Raw genomic sequence first — 13365 nt, 5'->3', positions numbered from 1 at the left:
TTACGAATGATCGATATACCTTCTAAACTTGTACTAAGATCATTCTTTAAAATTTAGAACGAATTCTCGTTATTAAGAGATTTTATTTTAAATGAGATGAAAACGTCTTTCCTCTAGTAAACATTTTCTTTACCATTTTTCTCCGGATGTCCTGCGTATTTTGCGGAGAATTTTATCTTCCAGAAGGTAAACTCAAAGATGGAAAATTTCTTTGTAATTCCTGCGGAAGAGAATGGATCTTAGAAAAAAGAAAACGGAATAGGATAAAACCTCCCGAAGTTCATGCATTATCCAACGAGATCTTATTAGAATTCCTTTCACTCTTTAATACTAGTCCTAATCTAGACGACCTTCTTCAAAATTTCACTAATTTAGCATTCAGAAAATTGAATCTTCCTGGGATCTCTGTAATGGTGTACGAACCAAGATTGGATCGTATCCTGGTAAAATCCTGTAAAAATAAAAAGGGCCCAGCGTTGGAAAAGTTAGCCTTTAGGATGGAGATCAAAAAAGGAGAACAGAACGGCCCCTTAGGACAAGCAATCGAAACTTGTAAGTCAGTATATTATAGATTCGACGAGCAACCCCATAAACAGATCAGACAATACGGTAGAGTGAATAAGGTTGAATCCGAACTTTCCGTCCCAATCCATTTAAAAAAAGAAGTATTAGGATTAATTAATGTAGATTATGAAAAAGACGATCCCGTACAAGCGGAGAAGGATCGTTACTTTTTAGAATTGATCGCGAGCCAATTTGCAACTACTCTAAAGAACAGGATCCTTTTCGAGGTTTCTCAAACCCAATCCCGTAATTTTAGGAACCTTCACTCGGCGGCCTTAAAACTAAGCAGTTTGGGATTTAAGTATAGGACTGAAATTTTTCGGGTCATTCTTCTTTCCTTAACCGAATTTTCAGAAAGTAACCTTTTCGTTCTGTTAGAAAGAAAAATAGACGAAACAGGAAAAACAATTTCTACCGAAGGACATATACTTACGGGAAGTCCAAGAGCGCCAGAGATCAAACTGAATGTACAATTAAAGGGAGAATGGAACGTACTTAAAAAGACCACAGAATCCGCGCTCCTAATGGATTCCACCGATCTAAAAGAATGGAAAACCTTAGGAAGTATTGGAAAGAAAAAACACTTAGCAATTTTACCTGTCCTACGTTCCGACAATTCGGAGATCTGGATACTTCTCGCCAAAGAAGAAGAGCTACATTGGAGTCCTGAAGAAATTGAAGTATTAAACGCTTTTGCGGTCCAAGCAGGGATCTCGGTCCAAAATTTTCATTTATTCCACCAAAGAGCGGAAAAGGAACGATTAGATAAAGAAATCGAGATAGCAAGGGACTTACAAAGATCCTTACTCCCAAGAAAAATGCCGGACCACCCTAATTATGAATTCGGTGGGATCATGGTACCGGCGATAGGTGTAGGCGGGGACTATTATGATTTTATAATACATCCCACCAACAAAGAGACTTACATTTGTATCGGAGACGTAAGCGGCAAAGGAGTGCCGGCCGGTATAGTAATGGCTACCGTAAGGACAGTCATCCATTCCCTAGTTAGAAAAAATCCGAGTCCTTGGGAGATATTGCAGACTGTAAACACATATCTATATCAAAATTATTTTAAGGATATTGTTTCTCCTCGTTTCATGTCTTTGACTATTATTCATTGGGACCAAAACGAAAACCGTTTTGTTTTCAGCGGCGGAGGCCAAGGAAATATTCTAGTCTATCGTAAAAAGGAAAATCGTTTGCAGGAAATTCCTACAGGTGGAGTTGTTTTGGGAATAGATCCTGAAATAGATCGTTTTGAGAATAGAGGAGAATTTTACTTAGATCCAGGTGATTTTTTTCTGATGTTTACGGATGGGGTCTGGGAGGCAATGGATCCTTCCGAAGACTTTTTTGAAATGGATCGTCTACATAAATGTGTTTTTGAAGCCAGAAAAGAAAATCTGCCTATTCTTTTGGAAACCGTGCTAAAAAAGATAAAAAACTTTACCGGGGAAAGGGAACAGACAGATGATATTACTTTAATAGGCGTAAAACGTTTAAAATAAGAATGAACGAAACTTTAGAATATATTTTTCAATCCGCTTGGTCTCGATTAAAAGTTTATCAGGACTTTATGAAAAGCAAGCCTGCAGTAATCGCTTTTTCGGGCGGAAAAGATTCTTCTTTACTTCTTCAATTTTATCTTTGGCTCCATAATAAAAATTTAATCTCTCATTTTCCGACAATCTATCATCTGGATCATTCTATCCGCGATAATGTAGAACAAGAATCCGAGATCTTAAAATATATCCAGTCTTTAAGTCCTAATTTCACCTTTAAAAAAAAAACGTTCCGAAATTCGCCGCTAGGACCAAACTAAGCTTAGAAGAAGCTGGGAGATTACTTCGATTCAGAGATCTGGAAAAGATTTCCGCAAAGATCGGCGGCTATATAGCAACCGGACACCACGCGGAAGACTATTTAGAGACAGTACTTTTACAACTTATCAGAGGTGGCGGTTGGAATTCCCTCCGCACTTTGGGAGTTTTAGAAAATAATAGATTCAGACCCTTATTATTATTCGGAGAGAAGGATCGCAAAACAGCTTTGTCGAAAGCGGATTGGCCTGTATTCGACGACGAGTCCAATCATTCTTCCCGATATCTTCGAAATAGGATCCGATCCGAACTTCTTCCGGTACTTTTAAAAGAAGGGGCCGATCCGGATAAAATTTTTAATAATTTTCACGATACAGATACGCCTAGAAGCGGATTTAGAAACCGCAAAGTAAACGAAGATGAGATTAGGATCGTATCTAGACAGATTTTAGAAGAAGAGCAAGCATCCGTTTGTAAACAAGTTCTGGACATACATCTTAAAAGTTTAGGTCTTCATCCGTTGAATTCCCAGTTTCTTAAGGACCTTCTACATAACATTGACAGAAAAGTTTCTTTCTCCCTCGAAAACAAAGAAGTTTGGTTTTGGAAAAGTGTTTCGTCAGATTTGTACATCTTACCCAAAAACGCTTCTTATTTGAAACCGTTCAGTTATAACTCTGACTCTTTCTTTTTGAAATGGAACAGTAAGACCAAAAAGATCCCGAAAAACTGCGAACCGTCTAACGACGGAGAAGGAGAAAAAATCCTGCTTGGCGGAATCCATCGAGACGTTTCCGAAATCCTAAGAGAGAAAGAGATTCCGGTTCCGGTTAGAAAAATGCTACCCATTCTAAAACGGGAGGGGAAAACTGTATTGGTTTGTCTTCGTATGTGGGATGCCCGTTTGGATGATATTCGATCGGACGATTTCCAACAAGATTAGAGAGTCCAGAGGTTTATGGAAGAACTCCAAGAATTAAAGCCGGACCCATTCTTTAGAGAAGTTAGATTTCTGTCTTCCTATGCAGACGCTTCTAAAGTTCCCTCCAAAGGTATTCCTCATATTGCATTCGCCGGTCGTTCCAACTCCGGAAAGTCCAGATTGTTAAACGCAATCGTAGAAAGAAAGTCCTTAGCAAAGGTTTCAGCTACTCCGGGCAAGACCAAACTTTTAAATTTTTTCTTAGTTTCCAAATCATTGTTCTTAGTGGATACTCCCGGTTTCGGTTACTCCGCAAATTCTCATAAAGACCATGAGCAGATGATGGATCTATTAATGAATTATCTGAACTCAGCTAAAGATCTAAAATGTCTGTTCTTGTTATCCGATGCACAAAGGGAATTACCGGACGAAGAATTGGAATTAATCGGTACCTGTTTCGAGAAAGGAACCAAGCCGGTTTTGATCCGCACTAAAATTGATAAACTCAATCAGTCAGAACTTTCCAAACTCAGAAAAAAAATGAAAAACATCCAAGGATTGTATCCTATGTTGGAAATCGTTTTCGTTTCTCCTAAGTACGGAAAAGGGTTACCTGAACTCAGAAAGATCATAGAAAATATGATGAAATCCTTGATCATTCCCCCAATGGAAGAGGACGCAATCCCGCAAGAGATCAACGAACAAGGCTAATATTAAGCGTGAGTTTCTAAAAGATTACCGGCAGCGTTAATCGCATCTCCGTAATATACTTTTCCGGCAAATTGGATCTGTTTTTGATTTAATTCTTGGATCGTTTTTAAGGTCTCTTCTAGGAGAGCTTTCAGTTTCTCCTGGCTCAAAGCCATTTCTAACTTACGTTTTTTTTCTATAAGTTCCATATGGCGACGAGCTTCGTCTTCCGATTTTTTTTCCGGATCGTCATGAGAAGAAGCCTGATTCTTATCCAATCGATTCAATTCCAGATCTATATCACGTAATTCTGACATAAGCTCCCATTCTTTATCCGAGATCATATTGGAACGAGAAGCTGCTTCCTTCTTCTTAGCCTGATCAGCCGACTTGTCGGTATTCCCGACTTCTTCTTCGTTTAAAGATGAAAGATTGGATTTCTTTTCTTCGGCCTTTTTGACTGTTGTTGCTCTGGTTTCTCCGGCAACGGCAACTAATTTTCCGTCCCTAAGTTCGTATTCTATGGAAACATCTATAGATCTTAGCTCTGCATTGTCTCTGATTGCTTCGTTGCGAAACTCTGCAACATGACCGAGTTCATGAGAAATAACATGAAGTACAGAACTAGCCTGAGGCGCGCTTTCTAGCTGCCCGTGACCAATGTACTTAACCGAAGTATCTTTCGGTCTTTCCATCATGGAAGAAGATTGTATGGCTCCCAGGTTCATCCTATTATAAATGTCGGCCTGACAAACCTTGAGTTTAGAGCTTAGGAAAAAAAATCCCTTTACTTAATGGAAAAACGTTATTTGCAATATGCTATCTTATTAAGTATCTCAAGTATGCTTGAGTCACAAAGATCGTGAAATACTATCGCATATCTTTGCCCTGTATCACTAACAGTCTTACGAATAACCTCTCCAGGTATCTCGCAAGTAAACATTGGGGACATAATCGTGATTTTTTTACCGGGGCTCCAATTCTCATCTGAAAGAATAGATGCACCTATCATCGATATATCTACGAGAATCCCTTCGCTCCAATTTCCTCCCTCAAAAAGTTTAACCTGACTGTCTTTACGGAACCTTGTATAAAATCTTTGATCCGTCGGCAAATCAGGTGTTACCTTTTTAGAAGGATCCATCCCGATCTCTAGTCTTTGCATAGCCGGGAGAGCATACAGTACTAGAAAAAAATTTGAAAGAAGATTTCTTTTGGTGTGAAGATTCTTTTTAAAAAATATATTTAAAAGCGAAAAGATAGATCAAGAATAGACCCAAACATCTAGTCTTAGCTAATATTATCTTTATAATTGAAATATATCAGCTTCTCTAGCTAATACGATCTCGGAAAGAGCAGTGGATTGCTTTTCTTGATTGAACATTCGTATGATTTCTTCATCCGGATGATCCGGTTCATGATGGGTTAGGACCAACTTATTTACACCCAGAACTTCTCCACAACGAACAGCTAGTCTACCTGATGTATGGCCCCAACCAATCTTACGGTCCGCTTCTTCAGAACTATATTGAGCGTCTATGATCAACATGTCAGGTCTTCCGAATTTTGCGCGTAATTGTTCGAATTCGGTAAGATCCTCTTCTCTTACTTCTACGTCGGTGCAGAATAAGAAACTTTTTCCATTCTCTTCTATATGATAACCTGTGCAGTTGCCCGGATGTTTTAAAAGAAAAGGAGTCACTTTAAAATCACCGATCTGAACCGTTTGCTGTCTTTGTAAAAGAGTGAACGTCTTTTTGGACATCATCTCATCCAAAGTGATCGGGAAGTTTTCAGGATTTTGTTGGCGATCGAATCTTTCTTTTAGATTTGAGATAGTAGAATAAAAATCGATTTGAACGTTTGGAATATAACCCGGTTTAAAAAAAGGCCAACCTTGAATATGATCCCAGTGAGTGTGTGTCACTAAAATTTTGATAGAGCCACCTTGAGCTATACCTTCTTTCAAAAGATCATTGCCCAATTCTCTCATTCCAGAACCGCAATCTATAATTAATTTCTGACCGTTTGTAGATTCGACATATACGCAAGTAGTGTTTCCTCCCACGGGGTGTAACAGTTCCGGGCTTAAGGATTGTAAAAATGCGGAAACGGAGAAGGTTCCGTTCTTATGTTTGAATTCCCTATGAGCGGACTCTAGGATTTTTTCTAACTTTTCTCTATATTCCGAACCGGAAAGCGGAGTAGGAAGAGATCCTCTTACTCCGTATAATTTTATTTTCACTGTATTAAATTAGACAACTAAGAGATTTGGTATTTGCAGGCATTCGGCGATGACATCGAATTTTCGTGAAAAACAATGGAAGATCGCTACTCGAATTCCCTTTACCTCTGATTATTTCCTAGAAATAAACCCCGGAAGTAAATTAAAAAAAAACGATTTGTTTTCCGAAGAATTCGGGACATATTATCTAGAGCTCGGTTCAGGTTGGGGGGAGGTTGCAGTCTCCTTAGCCAAAGAGAATCCAGACACCGGTTTTATTCTCATGGAGAAGAAAGCGGATCGTTTACGAAAAACAATCCGTGATCTGAAAGAGTATAACATTAAGAACGTTAAACTCCTTTCAGTGAACTTTAATTGGTTTTTAGAAGAAATTTTCGAACCAAGTATCTTTGACGAGGTACTTCTGAATTTTCCCGACCCTTGGCCTAAACGCAGACATCATAAACACAGAACTTTAAATCCAAGATTCCTGGATACTGTCCATATTCTTTTGAAGGACGGAGGAATATTCCATTTTGCTACAGACTATGGTCCTTATGCTCGCAAAGGAATTCGTCTTTTTAGGGATGATCCTAGATTTAAACCGGTTCATTCTGAATTTTCTCTACAAAGGGAGAATTTTCCAATCTCCCATTTTGAGCAGGAAAAACGGGAGACTGGCTCCCGGATTTATTATTTAGATCGGGTCAAAGTCTGAAACAGTTTTAGTGATACAATAAAGAATACACATTGTCAGAATCTTGATCCAATTTATAAGTCCAGACAGTTTCACCCTTTTCATCGTATCTGATAGCAGTATTATCTTTATATAATACGATCACATCTTTCTTTTTGCCTGGTAAAAGACCTTCAACTTCTTTGTCTGAGATTTTGATCTCTTTCAGGCTGGAAGAATCTGCATCTACACGATAAATTCTATCGTTACCTGCAAACCAGAGAGAATTCCCCCTTACGCTGAAAAGATTCGCGGATTTGTCCGAAATTTCAGTCTTAGTCGCCTTTCCTTTTCCGGAAACATATACTATCTCTTTATCCGTTCGGAAGAAGGTTCCATCTTCAGTTGCGCCAAGCAATCTTGGATTTGTAGTCCCAGTCCAAGCAGAATCTACATCCTTATTCAGTTTTGCATCTGCGTATAAGATCTTATCTTCTTTAGAAGAGGATTGTACCAAGAACACTTGTCCCTTTTTGGAGGCCGACCAAGATTTAGAATCTAATGGAATGGATTTGTTTTCCTCGAAAGTATCCGAGTAACTGGTTAAGGTTCTTTTTCCGGAAGTTTCGGTTTCTACTAATATTCTATCTCCGGAAACCAACGCTTTTTTGAACATTCCGGGCAGATTGATCGTTTGGAAAACAGAACCTGAGTTTTGATCCCTAACTTCTAAACTTCTATCTGTGAATGCGTAAACTCTACGATCCGCCAGAACATTACGAAAAGGTTTAGTACTTGTGATCCTCCAAAGACGGATCGCCCTATTTTTATCCAAAGCTTCGATAGAAGTTCCGTAATTCATCAATAACAGATCGTTGATAATTACAGGGACTCCGATCAAAGACCCACGATTCGGGAACGGTTGTAAGATCACAGGTGTATCCGAATCGGAAAGAACCAGCCTTTCGGCTTGGCTGGAATAAGGTGAATTCGGGAATTTCTCCGCGAGTTCCTTTCCTAATTCTAAAACCAGTTTTTTATATTCTGCATTTCCTGGGTTCTTGGTCCTTAATTCGGAAAGGATACGAATACGCGCATGTAAGAATTTCTCGTCTCTTTCTAGCTCGAGAGCTTTTACGATCTCTGCGTCTGCAGCTTCCAGATCTCCTTTTTTAAAGTAGATGTAAGAAAGTTGGAAATGCGCATCCGGAAAGTCCGGATTTTTCTTTATGATTTCCTTAAATATTGTAACCGACTGTTCCAGAAGATTATCATTGAAAAGTACGATCCCAATATTGTAAGGAGCCAATTCATTTTCGGAATCAGCCTTCATCGCGCTTTCGAATTCTTCTTTGGCTTCTTTACTCTTATTTTGATTATAATACGCGATCCCTTTACCTATCCGGGAAGCGGTAAATTCCGGGTTCAATAGCCAAGAACGATTGAAAGACTCGATTGCTGAGTCGTAGTTTTTCTTTTGGAGCGCGATAATTCCAAGCTGGTAATGGCTATAATAAGAATCCTGTTTTTTCTCGAGAATTTTTTGGAAACCTTTCTCAGCATTATCCACTTCTCCTTTCCTAAGTAAGAAGGCGTAGATTGCTTCTTGTGCGGCTAGATTTTTGGATCCCTCCGGTGAATTTTCTAAAAGAGAAATCCCTTTCTCTTCCATTCCCATAGCCAGATAACATTCAGCTATCTTAATATACAAGGTCAGCTTTTTAGTTTTATCATATGCAGATTGATAAAGTGGAACTGCCTTTTCGTAAGCCTTACTATCAAAAAGACGATTTGCTTTTTGGATTGTAGGAACTACTTCGGAGAACTTTCTGTTCTGGTCGATAGTTTGTTTGGCTTCCGCGATCTCAGGAAGATCTTTGGTTAACTTTTCTGCCTTTACTAACCAGGAACTTGCAGAATCATAATTTGCTTTTTCATTCTCTTCTAAAGCGATCTTGTAATAAAGAAATGCCAATCGGAACTGAATAGATTCGTTGTCCGGATACTTCTTCATTAAATTTTTATAAGTATTTTCGGCCTTATCGAATTCCTTTTTATCTTCGTAAGTCCTTGCGAGTACGATTCCGGAAAGAGGGTCGTTTCCTGTAATTGCTTCCAATTCTTTAGTGTACTGAGCAACTTTAGATTGGTTTTTCTGAGCGGAATAAAGACGGATCAAACCTTGTAATGCAGGAAGATTTCCCTTTTGAAGACTCAAGGCTTTTAGATAATTTTGCTCCGAAAGTTTTGTATCTCCGCTGATCTGATACAAACGACCGTAGGCTGTATAAACTCCTGGATCATCCTGATCTTTTGCCTTCGCACGATCGAAATAGGTCTTTGCGGCCTTAGTATCTCCTTTACGAAGACGTAAATCTCCTTCATGGATCAATTCAGAAGACTCTAAAAAAGCTGCTACCTTCTTGGTTTCCTCGTCCGATTTTAAAGTATCTAATTCGTTTTTAGCGGTCTTATATCTGTGTTCGGAAGCTAGAAGATACACAAGGTTCAGAACAGGTTCTTTATAATTCGGATCCAGTTCACGCGCCTTGCTAAAAGAGACCATAGCCTTTGCATTTTCACCCAATGACTTTTGGTTCAAACCGATTTGGTTATAGATAGTCGCATTTTTAGGAAAGAATGGGATCGCCTTTTCTAAAACTGAAATTGCTTTAGGATTATTTCCGGATTTACTGTAAGCAGATGCAAGACCTGAATATCCTTCTAAGTAATCCGCTTTTAGTTTGAGAGAAGTTTCGAATGCTTTAATAGCGCCGTCCGTGTCATTTGAAAGTATTTTTGCATTACCTAAGAATACGAAAGGAGAAGGGTTCTTAGGATCCAACTGAGTCGCAGAAGTAAAGTATTGGATCGCCTCTCTATAACTTTTTGCTTTAAGAGCGGCATTTCCTTTTTCTAACAGACCGGCAACTTTAGTTGCGGAGGCAGATTGTTTTGCAGATGCCAGTTCAGGATCCGCACTTCTAGCCTTCTCAAAATAGGATTCTGCCGCCTCGTAATCTTTTACTTGAACGGCAGTATCTCCCAGTTGCATGTACAACTGCGCCTTAAATTTGAACTTATCTTCCGGAATGGACTTGAGAGCGGAATAAGCCTCGTCATATTTTCCGATCGTTTTTAGTAATACTGCTTTCTTGAATGTATAAGCGCTTCCATCCACCTTAGGAAGTTTTTCTAATTTGGAATAAACTTCCAAAGCGTCCTTATTAGCCCCTTGAGAAGTATATAAGATCCCGAGAGTTAAAAGGATCTGCTCATTCTCCGGATCTAATTCCGTTCCCTTTTTCAAAGAGTTCAAAGAGTCTTCGGTTTTACCCAAACGATATTCCGAAGAGCCGATCAGATAATAACCTTCGGCAGTAGGATAGGCTTTTACCGCCTCTCTACCTTTAGAAAGAGAGACTTCGAATTTTCCCTTTTGAAAGGCCGAGTTTCCTTCGTTGATCAGCTTGGACGCTTGTTTCAATTTTTGAGCGGCGATAATATCTTTTTCTAGGATCGCATCTTGGGAATTTGATTTTCTGAAATCCTTAGAAGCGCAATGTACGCCAAAAACGGAAACGATTGATAATATTATAAAACGAGAAAGTATACGATTCATCACTTGTATCCCTTATAGAGAATCTTCAGATCTTTGATTGGAGTTTTTTCCCTGAACTCTTCTCCTCTGGTCAGAACGGAAACAGTCCAGAGTCCTCCAGCCGGTAAATCTCCCTGCCAAACCACGTCCCTACCAAGATATAGGGACAATTTTTTATTTTTTAAATCCGTTTTGAACAGGAATGGACGACCAATATCTTTGTCCACGTCCAGATATTTATAAGTGCTGAGTGTTTTTCCGTCGGAAGGAAATTGGAAGATGGAGACTTTCTCTTTTCCTGCAACAACTCCTAAAGAAAGACCGTTCAAATGGAATGTTACAGCCACCGAACCGTCTCCGTGATCTACGGGAAGTAAGAAGTAGCCCTCTATCTCTAACTCTTCTGGAATAAAAGGTAGAGAATACACTCCGTTCCAACCGTTGGATAAGTTTTTCTTTTTTGCAAATTCCAAACCGTTCGGTCCGAAAGGAGAAAATCCAAATTCTCCGGAAGGTTTCCAGAATTCTAATTCTGACAATAGTCCGTATCCGAAATATGGAAGCGCTAATTCCACCAAACGATCCGGTTTTACGTCCAAGATCCCTTCGTAATAAACGTAAGCCCCATCTGCGCTTTCCTTTAAGAGCTCCAACTGATACGCTCCGGGAGTTAAGTTACTGCGATAAAAAGGAGTTTCTCCCTGCTTATAACCGTCCAAAGAAACGGACAATCCGTTAGGCACCGTAATTACTTTAGCAGATCCTAATGTACGATCCTCTTCCCACTCCTGAAATAAGAAACTTTTTTTACCTGCTCTTACTTGGATGGTTTTAGTGATCGGTTTTTTTCCCTTTAAGACTACTTGTATGTCTTGGATCCCTTCTAAGATCGGAACCTCGGTCAAAGGAGTATTTCCTAACGACTTACCTTTCCAAAGGATCTCCGTATCTCCGGAAGAAGCCCTTACCGTTAAAGTTCCTTTGATGGAAGAGTTTACGATCTCCTTAATCTTAGTGAGATCAGGCTTTCTATCCCAAATCGGAACGGTGGTTTGTTTGGATTCTAATGAAATAACTCTATCTGAAGATTTCCAGAATATTGCTTGGTTCCAAGCTCCCACTTCTTCGCTGGAAACCGGACGTTTGAAAGAAAGTTCAAAGTCTCCGTAAGAATTTGTATCCACCGAATCTTTTAATTCGAATTTGAAAGTCCAACCTGAATCAGTCTCAATTACCGAGCCTAAAACTAAAACGTCCACATCTTTGGATTTTAACTCTTGAGTTAATCCGGTTTTGTTTTTCCAAACTTCAGGAGAAATTTTTGCGTTAGAAAATTTAATATCCTTCCAGATCAAACTGATCTCTTGCTCAAAATAAGAGGCCAATTTTTTATCCACTGATTTTGGATATTCGATAGGAGAGAATGCTAGGATCGGGACCTCATGCCCTGCTTTACGAACCCGAAAGTCAGTATCCGATTCTCTAAAAATGAACACACTCTCTGAGTCGCCTATCGGCTTGTAGTACGGTTCTTGTATCAGCTTAGAAGGTTCGTTTAACTTCTGTACTGAGGAGCAAGTAAGCCCAAAACTCGTAATAAGAGAGAATATAATAAGATTACGAAATGAATTGTTCCCCATCCCGTAAAAAAATTTCCCAGGGACTGATTTAGCAAATCTTTTCCTAGTTCTGGAAAAAATGAGGCTATTTTTACAAAGGATTATCCGACCTTGGTTGGTCCGACAAAGAGCATTACAAGATTACAAATTATTTGCGTAAGACCGGCTATAAAGAAAAAGAAGAGAAACCCCGCTGGTATGGCGGGGTTCTATAGAAGTCCTAAAAGCGGAAAAGAAGAAGAAACTAAATTAGAAAGTTTCTTTTGCGTTGAGTTTCAACTTTTCTTTCTGAACGTCTTGTTGGACGTATTTAGTTTCGTTCACTTGCTGAGCGGTTCTTGCTACTTCGTCCGCATTGGCTCTAGTAGCTTCACGTTTTTGCAATTGTGTACGAACTTCTTCCACAGTGGAAGCCTGGCTCAAAATACGAAGTTCTTCGCTGGATGCTTTCAGTTCATCCACCAGGTTATTATATTCTAAAACATCGTTTTTCTTAAGAACGATTAACCCTTTCAGTTCTTTTACTGACTCAGGTCTCAAAGAAAGGATGAGTTTTTCGGTCAACTTTTGGTTTTTCTTCAGAGTGATCTCTCTGTTTCTTTCCAAAATGACTTCGGACTCTTCTCCGACTTTAGATACTGCAACCGAACCTTCTAATACTGCGAATTTAACATCGCAATGAGATTCTGCGCAGTTCACTTTTGTACCTGCAGGATTTTCGACTGAAGTTAAGAAGGTAGTTCCTCGAACTCCCGCAAGAGCGGTAGGCGTTACTACGCTGAAATCGGAGTTTTTGTTCTCCTTACGAACCAGGGTAACAATCCTTCCGTAGTTCAGATTGACCTTAACGTTCGTTCCCTCGTCCCCTACAAGAGCAGCAATAGATACTTCGCTCTCTTTAGAAACTTTGATGATACCACTTTCGGCAACCATGATCTCTACAGATCCGTTTTTGCCGGTAAGGATCGTATCTGCAGCAGTTACTGTCTGACCGAACTCGGCTTTTTTCTCACCTTCGGCAGACTGGACTTTAACGTCTCCATTCAACCAAACAATTTTAGCAGTAGAAGATACCGCTTCCGATTTAATTTGGCCACTGCTTGTTTTAGGACTACAAGCGATCAGATAGCTGATTGCTAATACAGTCATTAGAATTAGGGTGCTTTTATTTTTTAACATATATTCTCCCCCGCTTTTTAAGCTTAAGAATCCTATAGATATAACAATCTAACAAGGACTTTTTACC

Annotated in this window: 11 protein-coding genes; 5 read left to right on the top strand and 6 right to left on the bottom strand. The window is 39.3% G+C overall.

Going from position 1 to position 13365, the window contains the following annotated elements:
• Positions 1-146 precede the first annotated feature (146 nt).
• The 4 genes from LEP1GSC185_RS03335 (at position 147) to yihA (ending at position 4020) form a co-directional block, all read left to right on the top strand.
• Positions 147-2075 carry a GAF domain-containing SpoIIE family protein phosphatase gene (locus LEP1GSC185_RS03335; protein ID WP_008589965.1) on the top strand — a complete coding sequence of 643 codons (1929 nt, stop codon included), beginning with the start codon at positions 147-149 and terminating at the stop codon, positions 2073-2075.
• A 68-nt stretch (positions 2076-2143) separates the two neighbouring features.
• A complete protein-coding gene (locus LEP1GSC185_RS20245) occupies positions 2144-2389 on the top strand; it encodes a PP-loop family protein (protein ID WP_254656594.1) in 246 nt (81 codons plus the stop codon).
• A 38-nt stretch (positions 2390-2427) separates the two neighbouring features.
• Entirely contained in the window at positions 2428-3330 is a 903-nt protein-coding gene (gene tilS / locus LEP1GSC185_RS20240) for a tRNA lysidine(34) synthetase TilS (protein WP_254656595.1), read from the top strand.
• A 15-nt stretch (positions 3331-3345) separates the two neighbouring features.
• A complete protein-coding gene (gene yihA, locus LEP1GSC185_RS03320; protein ID WP_008591632.1) occupies positions 3346-4020 on the top strand; it encodes a ribosome biogenesis GTP-binding protein YihA/YsxC in 675 nt (224 codons plus the stop codon).
• Positions 4021-4022: 2 nt separating this feature from the next.
• Here the strand turns inward: yihA and LEP1GSC185_RS03315 are convergent, their stop codons facing one another.
• The 3 genes from LEP1GSC185_RS03315 to LEP1GSC185_RS03305 all read right to left on the bottom strand — a co-directional run bounded on the left by LEP1GSC185_RS03315 (position 4023) and on the right by LEP1GSC185_RS03305 (position 6244).
• Entirely contained in the window at positions 4023-4727 is a 705-nt protein-coding gene (locus LEP1GSC185_RS03315; RefSeq protein ID WP_008590989.1) for a hypothetical protein, read from the bottom strand.
• Between the two features lie 77 nt (positions 4728-4804).
• Positions 4805-5143, bottom strand: coding sequence for a PilZ domain-containing protein (locus tag LEP1GSC185_RS03310; RefSeq protein ID WP_010514938.1), 339 nt, complete (start codon positions 5141-5143; stop codon positions 4805-4807).
• 162 nt (positions 5144-5305) lie between these two features.
• Complete coding sequence (locus tag LEP1GSC185_RS03305; protein WP_008589499.1) at positions 5306-6244, bottom strand: MBL fold metallo-hydrolase; 939 nt, start codon at positions 6242-6244, stop codon at positions 5306-5308.
• Between the two features lie 49 nt (positions 6245-6293).
• Here LEP1GSC185_RS03305 and trmB point away from each other — a divergent pair, with 49 nt between their 5' ends.
• On the top strand, positions 6294-6941 hold the full coding sequence (gene trmB / locus LEP1GSC185_RS03300; protein ID WP_008590146.1) for a tRNA (guanine(46)-N(7))-methyltransferase TrmB: 648 nt from the start codon (positions 6294-6296) through the stop codon (positions 6939-6941).
• A gap of 7 nt (positions 6942-6948) precedes the next feature.
• On the opposite strand, the gene LEP1GSC185_RS03295 is transcribed toward trmB, so the two are convergent.
• The 3 genes from LEP1GSC185_RS03295 to LEP1GSC185_RS03285 all read right to left on the bottom strand — a co-directional run bounded on the left by LEP1GSC185_RS03295 (position 6949) and on the right by LEP1GSC185_RS03285 (position 13298).
• Positions 6949-10521: a tetratricopeptide repeat protein gene (locus LEP1GSC185_RS03295; RefSeq protein ID WP_008591389.1), complete on the bottom strand. Its 3573-nt coding sequence runs from the start codon at positions 10519-10521 to the stop codon at positions 6949-6951.
• Positions 10521-12140, bottom strand: coding sequence for an LIC10124 family lipoprotein (locus tag LEP1GSC185_RS03290; protein ID WP_024863978.1), 1620 nt, complete (start codon positions 12138-12140; stop codon positions 10521-10523). The genes LEP1GSC185_RS03295 and LEP1GSC185_RS03290 overlap by 1 nt, the downstream gene beginning before the upstream one ends.
• A gap of 228 nt (positions 12141-12368) precedes the next feature.
• On the bottom strand, positions 12369-13298 hold the full coding sequence (locus tag LEP1GSC185_RS03285) for a FecR family protein (protein WP_008589555.1): 930 nt from the start codon (positions 13296-13298) through the stop codon (positions 12369-12371).
• Positions 13299-13365 lie beyond the last annotated feature (67 nt).

The organism is Leptospira licerasiae serovar Varillal str. VAR 010 (genome assembly GCF_000244755.1).
GTDB classification, from domain to species: domain Bacteria; phylum Spirochaetota; class Leptospiria; order Leptospirales; family Leptospiraceae; genus Leptospira_B; species Leptospira_B licerasiae.
This window is presented reverse-complemented; position numbering and strand designations above follow the sequence as displayed.